This is a genomic window from Shinella sp. JR1-6, assembly GCF_004284735.1.
Classification (GTDB): Bacteria; Pseudomonadota; Alphaproteobacteria; order Rhizobiales; family Rhizobiaceae; genus Shinella.
This window is the reverse complement of record NZ_SHMI01000025.1, coordinates 1-14,373: the sequence shown is the minus strand read 5'-3', so window position 1 is coordinate 14,373 and position 14,373 is coordinate 1. Positions and strand designations below refer to the sequence as shown.

The following is a 14,373-nucleotide window of genomic DNA, read 5'->3' as shown; positions in this document are numbered from 1 at the left end:
TTTTTGCAGGGCGGCTTTTTACTTTTCCGGAAGCAGGCGGAACTCCAGCATGAGGTTGCGCTGGAGAATGGAGTGGTTGTCGTCGGAAACGACGATGATGCGGATGTCATCATCCGCCATGGCGATGACGTCCAGTCCTTCCATGTTGTCGATCTGGTGGCTGAGATCGACGTCGATCAGCACATCGCCATCGACCACGGCGCCGGGGCGGATCTTTTGACCCTCGATCCGGCGGATGCGCATGCCGATGCCGTCGGAGAGGCGGAAGCGGCGCTCCAGCAACAGGAGGTCGCCATTCGGCAGGAAGGCGCCGTCGGTGATGTCCCACGGGTCGTTGCGGGTGACCGCGAAGATACCGGCGCGAGGGCCGCCGAGTACGGCGGCGAAGACGTTCCCATCGGCGTCGAGGCTGCGTTCCGTGACGGTGACCGGTACCGCACCGAGCGGCCCCGCCTCCGGCGACATTGCCAGCGTTTCCATGCCGCGGTTGCTGCGCAGCTCGCGCAGGGGAAAGGGCAGGGCGAGGCGGCGTGCAGGCCTTTCCTCCATGAAGCCCGGATCGGGGTAGGTATCTATCCGGTGGAGGTTCTCGAAGCTCACCAGTACCTCACCCTTGCCGAGGGCAAGGCCTTCGGCGTCCATCTGGTACTTGACGTTCTCGTCCTGGCCCTTGTCGTTGAGCATCGAACGGGCCTTGAGATCGGCAAGACCGCTCAACCGGCCTTCAGCGTCCCGCTTGATGCGGCCGGTGAGCCAGTGGCCGGTATCAAGCACGGCGACGAAATCCTGGCGGTCGGGGCGAAAGCGGATCGCCGAGACCGCGCCAAGCAGGGGATTGCTGGACGAATAGCTGATGCCGCCGAGGAATTCGAGCTTGCCGAAGGTGCGTTGGTCAGAGCTGAAGGTGAAATGTGTGATGGTGTTGCTGGTGACCGGAAGCTCGACGGCCTCCGCCGTTGCAGCCTTCGGCAACGGCAGCGAAAGCGCGATGGTGGCGGAGAGGAGTTGGAGGCCTCGCAAAAGGCCTCCGTTACGCCGCCGCTGCGCCGCTGCTTCAGCCGGCACGGCGGCGGCCGGCAGGGCGTCGGCTGGTGGCCTCGTCGGCGAAGAGCGAGGCGAGCTGTTCCGTCATGGCGCCAGCCAGTTCGTCGGCATCGACGATCGTCACGGCGCGGCGATAGTAGCGTGTCACGTCGTGGCCGATGCCGATGGCGAGAAGTTCGACCGGCGAGCGGGTCTCGATCTGGTCAATGACGGCGCGCAGGTGCCGCTCCAGATAATTGCCGGGGTTCACCGAAAGTGTCGAATCATCGACCGGCGCACCATCCGAGATCATCATCAGGATACGGCGCTGCTCGGGGCGGGCGAGCAGGCGATCGTGTGCCCAGATCAGCGCCTCGCCGTCGATGTTTTCCTTCAGCAGGCCTTCGCGCATCATCAGGCCGAGATTGCGCCTTGCACGGCGCCAGGGGGCGTCGGCGCCCTTGTAGACGATGTGGCGCAGGTCGTTGAGGCGGCCGGGCGATTGCGGCTTGCCGCTGCCGAGCCATTTCTCGCGTGACTGGCCGCCCTTCCACGCCTTGGTGGTGAAGCCGAGGATCTCGACCTTCACGCCGCAGCGCTCCAGCGTGCGGGCCAGGATGTCGGCGCAGGTGGCAGCGACGGTGATCGGCCGGCCGCGCATCGAGCCGGAATTGTCGATGAGGAGCGTCACGACCGTATCGCGGAAGGTGGTGTCCTTCTCACGCTTGAACGAGAGCGGCTGCATCGGATCGATGATGATGCGTTGCAGGCGGGCGCTGTCGAGGTAGCCCTCCTCGAGGTCGAACTCCCAGGCGCGGTTCTGCTGCGCCATCAAGCGGCGCTGCAGGCGGTTGGCGAGGCGGCCGACCGCGCCCTGAAGGTGGGCAAGCTGTTTGTCGAGGAAGGCGCGCAGGCGGTCGAGTTCGGCCTCGTCGCAGAGTTCCTCCGCGGTGATCGTCTCGTCGAATTCCTGTGTGAAGACCGAATAGTCGACCTTCTCGTTGAAGTCGGTAAAGGGATGGTTCGGGCGGCGGACCTCGCCCGGCGTTTCGCTGTCGTCGCCGTCGTCATCGACGAGGTCGTCGTCGGAGATTTCCGCGCCGTCCATCTCGCCTTCGTCCATCTGCTCGTCGGACGTCTCGTTCTCGTCGGCAGGTGCGGCGTCGTCGCCAGCGTCTTCCTGGCTCTCGTTGTCTTCCTGTTCGTCGCTGCGCGGCTGATTCTCGTCCTCGGGCGTCTCCGAATCGTCGGGCTCGGTTTCGTCCTCGCCATACTGTTCGGCGACGTTCATCGAGGCGAGCATGTTGCGCACCACGCGGGAAAAGGCCTGCTGGTCGTTGATGGCGGCGGTCAGGCCGTCCATGTCCTTGCCGGCCTTGTCGGTGATGAAGTCGCGCCAGAGGTCCAGCACCTTGCCGGCGGAGGCAGGCGGGGCCTGGCCCGTGAGTTTTTCACGCACAATGAGCGCGACGGCCTCTTCGAGGGGCGCATCTGCCTGACGGGTGATCGCGCCGAAATTCGCCTTGGCGTATTTCTCCGTCAGCATGGTGGTGAGGTTCTGCGCCATGCCCGGCATGCGGTTGGAGCCGATGGCCTCGACGCGTGCCTGTTCGACCGCGTCGAAGATCGCGCGGGCGTCGGCACCCTGCGGCGACATGGTGGCGTGGATGCGAGCGTCGTGGCAGGCCTTGCGCAGCGCCATCGAATCACCGAGGCCGCGGGTGATCGCGACTTCGGTGGGCGAGGGGCGTTTCGTCAGTTCCGGCAGGCGAATGCGCTCGCCAGTCATTCCGGGTCGCTCGTTGGCGAAGGTGACCTCCACCTCGCCATCGCCGGAGACGGCGCGGACGCAACCGCTCACGGCGCGGCGGAACGGCTCCATGTCGACCACGCCGCCGGGCCTCGGCTTCGAATTGTCTCCGCGAGCTGCCATGCGCTTCTACCGGGCCCTAGGCCGTCGCCTCCAGCACGATGTTGGCGGCACTTTCCTTCAGCTCCACACCGAAGGCGCGCTGATAGAGTTCCGCGACCAGCGTCCGTTCCAGCTCGTCACACTTGTTGAGGAAGGTGACACGGAAGGCGAAGGCGAGATCACCGAAGATCTCGGCGTTTTCACCCCAGGTGATGACCGTACGCGGGCTCATCACGGTCGAGAGGTCGCCGTTGATAAAGGCGGCGCGGGTGAGATCGGCAACGCGAACCATGCGCGAGATCGTGTCGCGGCCGTCCTTGCCGGCGGCCAGGCGCTTTACCTTGGCGGCGACGATGCTGACTTCGTGATCGTGCGGCAGGTAGTTCAGCGTGGTAACGATCGACCAGCGGTCCATCTGTGCCTGGTTGATCTGCTGCGTGCCGTGATAGAGGCCCGTCGTATCGCCGAGGCCGACCGTGTTGGCCGTCGCGAACAGGCGGAAGGCGGGGTGCGGGCGGATGACGCGGCTCTGGTCGAGCAGGGTCAGGCGGCCGGCGGATTCCAGCACGCGCTGGATGACGAACATCACATCCGGGCGGCCGGCGTCGTATTCGTCGAAGACGAGCGCGACATTGTGCTGGTAGGCCCAGGGCAGGATGCCGTCCTTGAATTCGGTAACCTGCAAGCCGTCCTTGACGACGATCGCGTCCTTGCCGACGAGGTCGATACGGCTGACATGGCTGTCGAGGTTGACGCGCACGCACGGCCAGTTGAGGCGCGCGGCGACCTGCTCGATATGGGTCGACTTGCCAGTGCCGTGGTAGCCGGAGACCATGACGCGGCGATTGTGCGCGAAGCCCGCGAGAATGGCGAGGGTGGTTTCCCGGTCGAACAGGTAGTCCGGGTCGAGGTCCGGTACGTAAGCGTCCGCCTTGGAGTAGGCCGGGACCTTGAGGTCCGTATCAATGCCGAAAACCTCCCGAACGGATACCGTGGTATCGGGGAGGTTGGAAATATCGAGATCCATCTTGCTCATCACGTCTCCGCGGGCGGTGGGTTTGCCTCCACCCCAATATCCTAGTGCACGCCGACTGCGCCTTTGCCTGATAGCATCGTGCGAAACCGGGCGATTCCGTCCGGCCGCAAAATGCTCTAGCAGAAGCCGGCCTGCTTTAACAATTGATATGCTTGGATGACCGCGCGAAAACGCTCTTCCGAGCCTCTATCTCCGCCATTTGCATCGGGGTGATGCTTTTTGACAAGGGCTTTGTAGGCGGTCTTGATATCCTGTGCTGTCGCATCGGCGGAAAGACCGAGTGTATCATAGGCCTTCGCCTCCAGCGTTTTCAGCTTTCTCGCGCGCGGCTCCATCTGCGGCCGGCGGCCTTTGCCTTCGGGGAAAAAGCCGAAGGGGTCGCGGATGCGCTGATTTGCCCCGGCGGAACCCGAGCGTGCCGTGCCCTGCGCGGGGCCGTTCTTGGCGGCCTTGTTGACGCCGATCGTCCAGGTCGGACGGTGACCGGTGATCGCCTCCTTCTGGTAGCGGGCGATCTCGCCGTCGGAGAGGCCGGAGAAGTAATTGTAACCCTTGTTGTATTCCTTGACGTGCTCGAAGCAGAACATGAAATACTGGCCTTCGGCATTGCGGCCGACGGGCGCGCGATGCACGGCATTCTCTTCGCAGCCATCCCACTGACAGGTCGGCGCGGAACGTTCCGGACGCTCCATGCGCCGCTTCGTGCGGATGCGGTCGAAGTATTTGGAATCGAGTTTCATGGCCCCATTATGGGGTTCAGGATGGCCTGCAACAAGAATTGACAAAGCGGATTGTTGCTGGCTTTGTGGAACCATTTTGTGCATTGCGGCGCACGGTTTCCGCCGCCCAAGGTCTGCCATGTCCATGAAGTCCAGCATCACCGAAAAGCTGACCGCCGCCTTCGCGCCGGAGCGGCTCGACGTCCTCAACGAGAGCCACCTGCATGCCGGCCACCAGCCGGATTTCAACGGCGAGGGGGAGACGCATATGCGCGTGCGCATCGTCGCTTCCGCCTTTGCCGGCATGAGCCGCGTGGCGCGCCACCGGGCGATCAACGATCTGGTGAAGGCGGAGTTCGATGCGGGCCTGCATGCCCTGGCCGTCGAGGCGGCGGCACCTGGGGAGGCAACCCGCTGGTGATCAGGTCCGCGGCGCTTCCGGCTCGACCGGGCGGACGCGCAGCTTGGTGATGCGGTTCTTCACCCGCTTCATGACGATGAAGCGCTTGCCGTAGAAGGTGAAGGCCTGGCGCTCTTCCGGGATCGATTTCGATTCGTGAATGACGAGGCCGGCAATGGTCGTTGCTTCCTCGTCGGGGAGGTTCCAGTCGAAGGCGCGGTTGAGGTCGCGGATCGTCACGCCGCCGTCGACGACGAGCGAACCGTCCGCCTCCTGCCGCACGCCCTGCATGTCGACATCCTTCTCGTCGGAGATATCACCGACAATTTCCTTCAGAATATCTTGCAGGGTGACGAGGCCCTGCACCTCGCCATATTCGTCGACGACCGTCGCGAAATGCTCCTTGCGGCGCAGGAATGCGGCAAGCTGCTCCTTGAGCGTCGTTGTGTCGGGCACGAACCAGGGTTTTTGCGCCACCCGGGTGATGTCGAGGTTCTTCGGCTCAATACCCGGCTCCGCCAGCGCGCGCAAAAGATCCTTGGCGTGCACGACGCCGACGATGTTGTCGACGGAGCCCGCCCAGAGCGGCATGCGCGTATAAGGGCTTTCCAGCACGGCCTTGACGATCTCCTCCGGCGGATCGCCGGCGTTCAGCGCCCGCATCGTCGTGCGATGGACCATGATGTCGGAGACCTCGAGCGCATCGAGGTCGAGCATGCCGGAGGATTTTTCCCGGTCGGACTTTGCCGCCGCGCCGTCGCGGGCAGACTGGCCGTTCCGGCGGTCTCCCTCCGCTTCGCGCGCGTCCTGATGTCTGCGCCAGAGCGCGGCGATCGAACGGCGCCAGCGGAAAAGAACCACAACGAGAACAATGAGGCCGAGCAGCAGAATGACCAGCGGCCAGGAGACGGGAGCGAGCGCGGCGGGCGTGTCGCTGTTCATTTCGGCAGCTTTTCCTTGAGGAAAGCGATGACCTCGGATTGCGGCACGTCGTCGGCGACGAAGGACTGGCCGACGCCGCGCGTCAGGATGAAGGTGAGCTTGCCGCCCTTGACCTTCTTGTCCTGGGCGATGGCGTCCATCAGCACGTCCGCCGGCGGCAGGCCGCCCGCGATCTGGTTCATGGCGGTCGGCAGGCCAACGTCGGCGAGATGTGCCTCCACACGCTTGCCGTCGTCGGGGCTGGCAAGGTTCATGCGGGCGGAAAACTGATAGGCGAGCACCATGCCGATCGAGACGCCCTCGCCGTGTACGAGGCGGGCGCTATCGTACTGCGTCGCCGCCTCCAGCGCATGGCCGAAGGTATGGCCGAGATTGAGCAAAGCGCGCTGGCCGTTCTCCCGCTCGTCCGCGGCAACGACGTCGGCTTTGGCCTGGCAGCTCGTGGCGATCGCCTCGATGCGGGCCTCGCCGCCGGCAAAGACGGCACGCCAGCTCTTTTCCAGCCAGGCGAAAAAGTCCGGTTTGTCGATCAGGCCGTATTTGGCGACTTCAGCATAGCCGGCGCGGAATTCACGCAGGGACAGCGTATCGAGTACATCCGTATCGGCGAGTACCAGGTCCGGTTGGTGGAAGATGCCGATGAGGTTCTTGCCGTGTGGCGAGTTGATGCCGGTCTTGCCGCCGACGGAGGAATCGACCTGTGCGAGCAGCGAGGTCGGAACCTGAATGAAGCGCGAACCACGGCGCGCGATACCGGCGGCAAAGCCGGTGAGGTCGCCGATGACGCCGCCGCCGAGCGCCACGACCGCGTCGTTGCGCTCGATGCGGGCGGCGAGCACGCTGTCGCAGACGCTGATCAGGTGTTCGAAGCTCTTCGTCTTCTCGCCGGCCGGCAGCACGAGAGAGACGGCCTCGATGCCCTCCGCCTTCAGCGCGGCCATGAAATTGTCGAGATAGAGGGGGGCGACATGCGCGTCTGTGACGACGGCGATCTTGCGGCCCTTGAGGCGGCTGGCGATCTCGCGGCCGGCGGCGGCGATGAGGCCGGGGCCAATCAGGATATCATAGGAACGGTCGCCCAGATCGACCCGGACGGTACGGCGGGCGTTGGCAGGTGCAGTCGCAGTCATTGTCATCTCGTCAGGCTTTCTTGGCAGCGGCGGTGATCGCGGCGAGCACCTCCTCCACCATGGTTTCCTTCTTCACATCACGCGACAGGACCGTGAGATCGGCCTGCGCATAGATCGGATAGCGGGCGTTCATGAGGTTTTCGAGCGTCTGGCGCGGGTTTTCCGTTTTCAGCAGCGGGCGGGTGTCGCGCTTGTTGACGCGCTCCCAGAGGACGTCGAGGTCTGCGTTCAGCCAGACCGAGAGTCCACCACGCTTGATGTGCTTGCGTGTGTTCTCATTGATATAGGCGCCGCCGCCGGTTGATACGACCCGCGGGCCGGAGCGCAGCAGGCGCTTGATGACGCGGGTCTCCAGCGCGCGGAACTCCGCTTCGCCATAGGCCGCGAACAGGTCGGTGATCGACATGCGCGAGACGCGCTCAATTTCATGGTCGCTGTCGATGAAGGGAATGCCGAGCGCTTGCGCGGTCATGCGGCCGATCGCCGACTTGCCGGCGCCCATCAGGCCGATCAGCACGAGGTTACGCTTGCCGAGCACGGCGCGGGCCGCCTCGGCAAGCGTGGGGGCAAGCGTGAGAGGGGGCTGGTCGGTCAGCTCGGTCATTCGCGTTTTCCGGGGTTTCGTCCCTTTCCGTATCGACAAAAGCGCTGGAAGCGTCAAGCCTCGGCGCGGATCCATCGCTTGCGCCGGGCCGCGGCCGGCCTTGCACTCGGCCTATGGTGGGGCGATATAGGGACCATCGTCCCGGAGAGTGCCATGCCGACCCTGTTCCGATTCCTGTTCTTCTGCGCCGTGATCGCCGGCTCGATCTATGGCTCGATGGTGGCGCTGGTGACCTTCGTGGAGCCGACAGAGCGCGAGGTAACGATCCGCATTCCCTCCGAACGGGTGAACTCGCAGCAATGAGGGACCCATCCGCCCTTCAGGTCGAGTCCTTTCTCGAGATGATGAGCGCCGAACGCGGCGCGGCGACGAACACGCTGCAATCCTACGAGCGGGACCTGGAGGATGCGCGTTCCTTCCTCAACGAGCGGAGCGTGCGCCTGGTTGAGGCGGCGCCGGATGATTTGCGCGCTTATCTTGCCCATCTCGCCCGGCAGGGCTTTGCGGCGTCCTCTCAGGCCCGCCGGCTTTCGGCGCTGCGGCAGTTCTTCAAGTTCCTTTATGGCGAGGGGCTGCGCGGCGATGACCCGACCGGCATTCTCGACGCACCCCGCAAGGGTCGGTCGCTGCCGAAGACGCTGAGTGTCGAGGATGTCGGCCGCCTGATCGCCCGTGCGGAGGTCGAGGCGGCGGAGCCGGGCAACACGCTTCTGCTGCGCCGCCGCATGCATCTTCTGGTGGAGCTTCTTTATGCAACCGGTCTGCGCGTCAGCGAGCTCGTCTCGCTCCCGGCCAGCGTGCTGGCGCAGACCGGTCGTTTCCTCATCGTCAAGGGCAAGGGCAACAAGGAGCGGCTGGTGCCGTTGTCGCGCGCCGCCGTTGCAGCTCTCGAAACCTATCGCGAAGCGCTGGCCGCCGATATCGGCGATGATCCGGCTGCGGGCGCCTTCCTGTTTCCGGCAAAGAGCAAGGAGGGGCATCTTCCGCGCCAGGTGTTTGCCCGCGACCTGAAGGCGCTGGCCGGGCGAGCGGGAATCCGGGCCTCGACGCTCTCGCCACACGTGTTGCGCCATGCTTTCGCCAGCCATCTCCTGCAGAACGGCGCGGACCTGCGCGCGGTGCAGGAACTGCTCGGCCATCAGGACATTTCGACGACACAAATCTATACGCATGTGCTGGAAGAACGGCTCCACCAGCTCGTTCAGACCCATCACCCCCTTGCCAAACAGGCAAAAAAACCGGATTAGGACCCCTCTTCATGCCACTGGCCCCTGGCCGACGGCATCCTGACGCGGTTTGAGCAAACGATCGGAAACGCATCTCATGCACAACTACCTCGATTTCGAAAAGCCCATCTCGGATCTCGAAGGCAAGATCCACGAGCTTCGCAAGCTCGCCGAGGAAGATGAGAGCATCGACACGACGGATGAGGTCGGCCGGCTGGAAGTGCGCGCCCGGGAGGCGATGGCCGATATCTATGCGAAGCTGACGCCCTGGCAAAAGACGCAGGTTGCGCGCCATCCCCAGCGCCCGCATTTCCTTGATTTCGCCGCCCAGCTCTTCGAAGAGTTCACCCCGCTTGCCGGCGACCGCAAGTTCGCCGAGGACGAGGCGATCCAGGCTGGCCTCGGTCGTTTCAACGGTGAGGCCGTCGCCATCATCGGGCAGGAAAAGGGCAACGACACCAAGTCGCGCCTCAAGCACAATTTCGGCAGTGCTCGGCCGGAAGGCTACCGCAAGGCGATCCGCGTCATGGAAATGGCAGACCGCTTCGGCCTGCCGATCATCACGCTGATCGACACGGCGGGTGCCTATCCCGGCATCGGTGCGGAAGAGCGCGGCCAGGCCGAAGCCATCGCCCGCTCCACCGAAATGTGCCTCAATGTCCGCGTGCCGATCGTTTCGGTGGTGCTGGGCGAGGGCGGTTCGGGCGGTGCCATCGCGATCGCCACCGGCGACCGCGTCTATATGCTCGAACATGCGATCTACAGCGTGATCTCGCCGGAAGGCGCCGCCTCCATCCTCTGGCGTGATTCCACGCGGGCCAAGGAAGCGGCCAGCAACATGAAGATCACCGCCGAGGATTTGAAGACCTTCGGCATCATTGACGGGATCATCCAGGAGCCTGTTGGTGGCGCGCACCGCGATCCGCAGGGTGTTATCGCCCGCACCGGCGACGTCATTGCGGCTGCGCTCAAGGATCTTTCGGCAAAGCCGGGCGACCAGCTGCGAAAGGATCGCCGCCAGCGTTACCTTAACATCGGCCGCCAGCTCTGAGCGGATTCTTGCCGATCGGCGGCTTTCGCCCCATCTCGGCCATAATCCTTGTGTCTGAAACGGTGCGGCGTGCCGGCAGCCTCGCAAAAGAATTTCCGGTTAACACTTTATGAAGTATAAGCCGGTTACCACTGCGCGTCCGCCCGCCGGCGCGACGGCTTGCGATCTCGTGATTGTTGACGGACCTCTGGAATGCGCCTGACTGCTCTTGCCGCCGTATCGCTTCTTGCTGTGGCCGCCGCCGGCTGCACCAACGAGACGCTCGACACGTTCGATAAAGTCGACGTCGATATCACCAAGGTTTCCAAGAAGACCGACTACCAGCTTTCCTCGGCGGTGCTCGGCAAGCTTTCCTCGATGAACATCGACCGGTCTTCGCCGATGATGCTGCGCATCTTCAAGGAAGAGGGCCGGCTGGAGTTGTGGAAGGCCGACCGCTCGAACCGCTACCAGCTGGTGCGCAACTACAAGATCTGCGCCTGGTCGGGCAAACTCGGGCCAAAGATGAAGGAAGGCGACCGTCAGGCGCCGGAAGGGTTCTATCCGCTGTCCAAGGCGAACATGAACCCGAACTCGAGCTATTTCCTGGCCATCAACACCGGCTTTCCGAATGCCTTTGACCGCGCCAACAAGGCGAGCGGTACGCATTTGATGATCCACGGCGCCTGTTCGTCGTCCGGCTGCTACTCGATGACCGACGAGCAGATGGTCGAGATCTTCGCCTTCGCGCGTGATGCCTTCAATGGCGGACAGTCGACGATCCAGCTCCAGGCGTTCCCGTTCCGCATGACCGCGGAAAACATGGCGCGCCACCGCGACAATCCGAATATCGACTTCTGGAAGATGTTGAAGGTCGGTTACGACCATTTCGAGCTGACGAAGCGTCCGCCGGAGGTCAATGTCTGCGAGAAGAAGTACGTCTTCAACCAGCAGGCCGACAAAGCCTTCTCGCCGGCGGGTGCCTGCCCGGCGATGACGACGCCGGCGAGCCTTGAAGTGGCGCTCGGCAGCTACAACAAGACCTATGCGGCAGCCTATGCCAAGGCCATGCAGAAATATGACGGCACGGTCTGGGTCGAGCCTTCGGAAGCCCAGCGCAAGGCGATCGTCGCCGACCAGCGCAAAGGGCGTGAACTCGCCTATGCGCCGACCGGCAATTCGCTGGATGCCGGCAAGCTGATGACCACCCGCGAAATCGCCGAGCAGAAGCGTAAGGTCGAAGAGGCCGAAAAGCGCAAGGTCGAGGCAGCGGAGCGCGCGGTTCGCGAGGCCGAAGAGGCGAAGCTTGCGGCGGAACAGGCGAAGATCAAGGAAGCGGAAGCCTTCGCTGCCGATGTCGCGGCTGAAAAAGCCGAGAAACAGGCGCGGGGCGCGGGCGCACTACCAGTGCCGGAAGAAAATCCGGGCGTTGCCGTCGTCGAGAAGAAGGACGTAAAACCCTTCTGGAAGTTCTGGAACAACAAGGCCGAGCCGCGCAAGGCTGAGCCTGTTGCCGAGGTGACCGAGCAGAGCCAGCAGGATGCGGGTCGGCAGGCAGTACGGAAGACGGAGACCACCGTCGTCGCGACCACCGGCCAGCCTGTTCAAAAGCCGGTTGCCGGTGCCGATGCGCTGCCGGTGCCGGAAGAAAATCCGAGCGTTCAGGTCGTCGAAAAGGCGGCGGAAAAGCCGTTCTGGAAGTTCTGGCAGAAATGACCGCGCCAGGGACCGGCGTCGATGCCGAGGTCTACGACCTGCGCGGCCTGAAATGCCCACTGCCGGTGATGAAGACGCGCAAACGCCTTTCGACGATGAATGCCGGCAGCGTGCTCTGGGTGGAGACCACCGACCCGCTGGCCGTCATCGACATTCCCCATTTCTGCCACGAGGATGGCCACGCGCTCGAAGCAAGCGAGCGCGTCGAAGCGGGGCACCGTTTCCTGATCCGCAAGAAGGCGTGAACCTGCGGCTTCGTATTTTTCCGCTCGATTGATCTGGTTTCGAATGACGGGTGCCATTCGCCCGTACATCGTTGGCCGTTCAAGATGTCCCCGGGCCTTAATGGCTCTCGGCGACTTCCGTCGATCCGTCGCCGCGCCCGAGCAGGTCGTCGATACGCTTGCGCTCGACCTCGAACTGGGTAAGGGCCTTGCCCTCCAGCGACTTGCCGCCGGGCAGGCGGATCTTCAACGCGTCCACCTTGTTGCCGTTGACGATCATCTCGTAATGCAGGTGTGGGCCGGTCGAAAGACCGGTCGAGCCGACATAGCCGATAACCTGGCCCTGGCGGACCTTGACGCCGGGCTTGATGCCCTTGGCGATGGCGTTCTGGTGATTGTAGGACGAGACATAGCCATTGGCATGGCGGATCAGCGTCTGGTTGCCGTAGCCGCCGGAATCCCAGCCTGCCTTCTCGACGACACCGTTGCCGGCCGCGATGATGGGCGTGCCGCGCGGTGCCGACCAGTCGACACCGGTATGCATGCGCGAAAAGCCGAGGATCGGGTGGCGCCGCATACCGAAGCCGGAGCGGAATGTGCCGTTCGGGACCGGGTTGCGCAGCAGGAACTGCCGGATGCTCTTGCCGTTCTCGTCGTAATAGTCGACGGAATCGTCTTCCGGGTTCTGGAAGCGGTAGACGCGGGTTTCCGTGTCGCCGAACTTGGCATCGAGGAAGAGGATTTCCGATTCCTCGGTGGCCGCGCCGTTCTGGTCGGTGACGGAGAAAAAGGCTTCGAGTGAATCCGTCGGTCGCAGCTGCGCCTGGAAATCGACATTGCTGGCAAGGACACGGATGACCTCCGCCGTCATGTCCTTGCCCATGCCGTAGGAAAGCGCGGCGCGATAGATGCCGTCATAGACGCGTGGCAGGTCGCGTCCCGCGATGATGGCGGGCCTGTCGTCGTCGTCGAAGGCGGTGGCGACGGCGTCGAGCACCGGCGGCTCCGTTCCGTTGACGAAGCGGCCTTGGTCGTCAAGTGCGGCGGTCGTCACATGGCGGCCGCGCGAATAGACGCTGGCGCGCACGATGCTGGCTTCCTTGCCCTTCTGCACGATGCAGATGCGCAGCACGTCGCCCTCGGCCAGCTGCTTGCTGCCCAGCGGACTTTCGAGATAGGCGGAAAGGTCTTCGGCCTGGGCCTTCGTGTAGCCGGCGGCCGTCATGATCTCGCCGATATCGGCGGCGCGGCGTACGGGGATGACGTCGTCGGCATATTCGGTATCGTCGGGCGTCAGCGTATCGAAGGTCGAGACGCTCATGTTCTCTTCGACGATGCGGGCCGTCAGGCCCTGCAGGAGGTCGAGATCGGACGAGTCCGAGGCGAAGCGCTGCGGATCCACATAGTAGAGGGAGGCGACCTGCGTGCTGCCGTCCGTCAGCACCGAGCCGTTGGTGCGCACATTCTCCTCGACCTCCTCGATCGACATCTGGTCGGCATAGTCGAGCGCCGAGCCGCCGGTCGGAAAGGCGTCGGTCTGCAGCGCGACCTCCGATTCGACATCCGAACCATAGATCGTACCCATGCGCGAGGCGGGCGCTGCATCCTTGCCATTGGTGGAGAAGATCGCGAGCGGGTCGAAGCGCGGATAGTCCTCACTCGTCGCGTGGTTCGCGGCGAGCGCCATCTTCACATGGGCGAAGGGCTGCCGGCGCACCACTTCCTTCTCGCCGTCATGGATCACGGTGGAGATTTCCATGATCTTCTTGTCAGCCGGCTTGGCGACGATGGCCGTCTCGACCACGCGTTCGCCGCGTTTTGCCGTTTCGCCGGACTTGCTGGTCTGGTTCGCCGTGCCGAGGGCCGCAAAGGCCTCGGCTGGAATGGCGAGCTGCTGGCGCCCGTCGAGCGCGGCGAACAGCGCGACACCCATCAGGATGGAGGAGGTGATACCGGTCAGGAACGTGCCGGAGAGCCAGCGAAGCGAGATTTCCCGGCGGTCGGGCGCCTTGCGTCCGTCGGCGAGAATCGGCGGTTCATTGCCGAGGGATCGGATCATGTTCCGGTCAGTGGTCATGCCGATTGCGCTTCGCCCTGTGTCGCGGTCTGTTTTCAGCGCGGGACCATGCACGCAGGAAGGCATGCGAGTCAAATCACGCTCGTTCTTGTGACCTCCTCTAGAGTGCCGGAATGTGAAAATCTGAGGGCAAGTCGGGGCAAACGCCTTTTCTTCCGCCGGAAAACCCTGAAAATCCGGGAGAATCGCACGGCGGACGTATCTTTCTGCTGATTTTTTCAAAAAACTGTCACATGCCCTGTTGACGGTTCAAAAGTGTGGGCCTATAACCCGGCCATCGAACGAGAGCGGCGGCGCTTCTGGCGGCCGACGAACTCGCTCTAGGGTTTCCTGA

14 protein-coding genes are annotated in these 14,373 nt (G+C 63.8%); 6 read left to right on the top strand and 8 right to left on the bottom strand.

Annotation, left to right across the window (positions count from 1 at the left end):
• Window positions 1-18 precede the first annotated feature (18 nt).
• From EXZ48_RS27805 to EXZ48_RS27790, 4 genes are all read right to left on the bottom strand, one after another.
• On the bottom strand, window positions 19-1,020 hold the full coding sequence (locus EXZ48_RS27805) for an esterase-like activity of phytase family protein (protein WP_245462376.1): 1,002 nt from the start codon (window positions 1,018-1,020) through the stop codon (window positions 19-21).
• Between the two features lie 34 nt (window positions 1,021-1,054).
• Window positions 1,055-2,956, bottom strand: a complete 1,902-nt coding sequence (gene cobT / locus EXZ48_RS27800; RefSeq protein WP_037405711.1) for a cobaltochelatase subunit CobT — start codon at window positions 2,954-2,956, stop codon at window positions 1,055-1,057.
• Between the two features lie 16 nt (window positions 2,957-2,972).
• Window positions 2,973-3,971 carry a cobaltochelatase subunit CobS gene (gene cobS, locus EXZ48_RS27795; protein WP_023516501.1) on the bottom strand — a complete coding sequence of 333 codons (999 nt, stop codon included), beginning with the start codon at window positions 3,969-3,971 and terminating at the stop codon, window positions 2,973-2,975.
• A gap of 116 nt (window positions 3,972-4,087) precedes the next feature.
• Window positions 4,088-4,711 (bottom strand): DnaJ domain-containing protein, encoded by a 624-nt coding sequence (locus EXZ48_RS27790; RefSeq protein ID WP_023515281.1) that lies wholly within the window; start codon window positions 4,709-4,711, stop codon window positions 4,088-4,090.
• 118 nt (window positions 4,712-4,829) lie between these two features.
• Between EXZ48_RS27790 and EXZ48_RS27785 the strand changes: the two genes are divergently transcribed.
• On the top strand, window positions 4,830-5,111 hold the full coding sequence (locus EXZ48_RS27785; RefSeq protein ID WP_023515282.1) for a BolA family transcriptional regulator: 282 nt from the start codon (window positions 4,830-4,832) through the stop codon (window positions 5,109-5,111).
• Here EXZ48_RS27785 and EXZ48_RS27780 read toward each other — a convergent pair whose 3' ends face one another.
• The 3 genes from EXZ48_RS27780 to EXZ48_RS27770 are packed head-to-tail and all read right to left on the bottom strand — an operon-like array spanning window position 5,112 to window position 7,766.
• Entirely contained in the window at window positions 5,112-6,032 is a 921-nt protein-coding gene (locus EXZ48_RS27780) for a transporter associated domain-containing protein (protein ID WP_023515283.1), read from the bottom strand.
• Window positions 6,029-7,162, bottom strand: coding sequence for a 3-dehydroquinate synthase (gene aroB / locus EXZ48_RS27775; RefSeq protein WP_130519992.1), 1,134 nt, complete (start codon window positions 7,160-7,162; stop codon window positions 6,029-6,031). The genes EXZ48_RS27780 and aroB overlap by 4 nt, the downstream gene beginning before the upstream one ends.
• Before the next feature lie 10 nt (window positions 7,163-7,172).
• Complete coding sequence (locus EXZ48_RS27770) at window positions 7,173-7,766, bottom strand: shikimate kinase (RefSeq protein ID WP_023515285.1); 594 nt, start codon at window positions 7,764-7,766, stop codon at window positions 7,173-7,175.
• Between the two features lie 153 nt (window positions 7,767-7,919).
• Here EXZ48_RS27770 and EXZ48_RS27765 point away from each other — a divergent pair, with 153 nt between their 5' ends.
• From EXZ48_RS27765 to EXZ48_RS27745, 5 genes are all read left to right on the top strand, one after another.
• Entirely contained in the window at window positions 7,920-8,069 is a 150-nt protein-coding gene (locus EXZ48_RS27765; protein ID WP_023515286.1) for a hypothetical protein, read from the top strand.
• On the top strand, window positions 8,066-9,013 hold the full coding sequence (gene xerD / locus EXZ48_RS27760) for a site-specific tyrosine recombinase XerD (RefSeq protein WP_023515287.1): 948 nt from the start codon (window positions 8,066-8,068) through the stop codon (window positions 9,011-9,013). The genes EXZ48_RS27765 and xerD overlap by 4 nt, the downstream gene beginning before the upstream one ends.
• Before the next feature lie 76 nt (window positions 9,014-9,089).
• Window positions 9,090-10,043 (top strand): acetyl-CoA carboxylase carboxyltransferase subunit alpha, encoded by a 954-nt coding sequence (locus EXZ48_RS27755; protein WP_023515288.1) that lies wholly within the window; start codon window positions 9,090-9,092, stop codon window positions 10,041-10,043.
• 192 nt (window positions 10,044-10,235) lie between these two features.
• Window positions 10,236-11,738: a murein L,D-transpeptidase family protein gene (locus tag EXZ48_RS27750; protein WP_130519990.1), complete on the top strand. Its 1,503-nt coding sequence runs from the start codon at window positions 10,236-10,238 to the stop codon at window positions 11,736-11,738.
• Entirely contained in the window at window positions 11,735-11,983 is a 249-nt protein-coding gene (locus EXZ48_RS27745; RefSeq protein WP_050745489.1) for a sulfurtransferase TusA family protein, read from the top strand. The genes EXZ48_RS27750 and EXZ48_RS27745 overlap by 4 nt, the downstream gene beginning before the upstream one ends.
• Window positions 11,984-12,080: 97 nt before the next feature.
• Here the strand turns inward: EXZ48_RS27745 and EXZ48_RS27740 are convergent, their stop codons facing one another.
• Entirely contained in the window at window positions 12,081-14,039 is a 1,959-nt protein-coding gene (locus tag EXZ48_RS27740; protein WP_130519988.1) for a M23 family metallopeptidase, read from the bottom strand.
• Window positions 14,040-14,373: the final 334 nt, after the last annotated feature.

Bases quoted from the DNA above. Each gene is read 5' to 3' on its own strand.
- EXZ48_RS27750 (WP_130519990.1), top strand. From the start codon at position 10,236: ATGCGCCTGACTGCTCTTGCCGCCGTATCGCTTCTTGCTGTGGCCGCC.
- cobT (WP_037405711.1), bottom strand. From the start codon at position 2,956: ATGGCAGCTCGCGGAGACAATTCGAAGCCGAGGCCCGGCGGCGTGGTC.
- EXZ48_RS27785 (WP_023515282.1), top strand. From the start codon at position 4,830: ATGTCCATGAAGTCCAGCATCACCGAAAAGCTGACCGCCGCCTTCGCG.
- EXZ48_RS27790 (WP_023515281.1), bottom strand. From the start codon at position 4,711: ATGAAACTCGATTCCAAATACTTCGACCGCATCCGCACGAAGCGGCGC.
- EXZ48_RS27740 (WP_130519988.1), bottom strand. From the start codon at position 14,039: ATGACCACTGACCGGAACATGATCCGATCCCTCGGCAATGAACCGCCG.
- xerD (WP_023515287.1), top strand. From the start codon at position 8,066: ATGAGGGACCCATCCGCCCTTCAGGTCGAGTCCTTTCTCGAGATGATG.
- EXZ48_RS27755 (WP_023515288.1), top strand. From the start codon at position 9,090: ATGCACAACTACCTCGATTTCGAAAAGCCCATCTCGGATCTCGAAGGC.
- EXZ48_RS27765 (WP_023515286.1), top strand. From the start codon at position 7,920: ATGCCGACCCTGTTCCGATTCCTGTTCTTCTGCGCCGTGATCGCCGGC.
- cobS (WP_023516501.1), bottom strand. From the start codon at position 3,971: ATGAGCAAGATGGATCTCGATATTTCCAACCTCCCCGATACCACGGTA.
- EXZ48_RS27770 (WP_023515285.1), bottom strand. From the start codon at position 7,766: ATGACCGAGCTGACCGACCAGCCCCCTCTCACGCTTGCCCCCACGCTT.
- aroB (WP_130519992.1), bottom strand. From the start codon at position 7,162: ATGACTGCGACTGCACCTGCCAACGCCCGCCGTACCGTCCGGGTCGAT.
- EXZ48_RS27780 (WP_023515283.1), bottom strand. From the start codon at position 6,032: ATGAACAGCGACACGCCCGCCGCGCTCGCTCCCGTCTCCTGGCCGCTG.
- EXZ48_RS27745 (WP_050745489.1), top strand. From the start codon at position 11,735: ATGACCGCGCCAGGGACCGGCGTCGATGCCGAGGTCTACGACCTGCGC.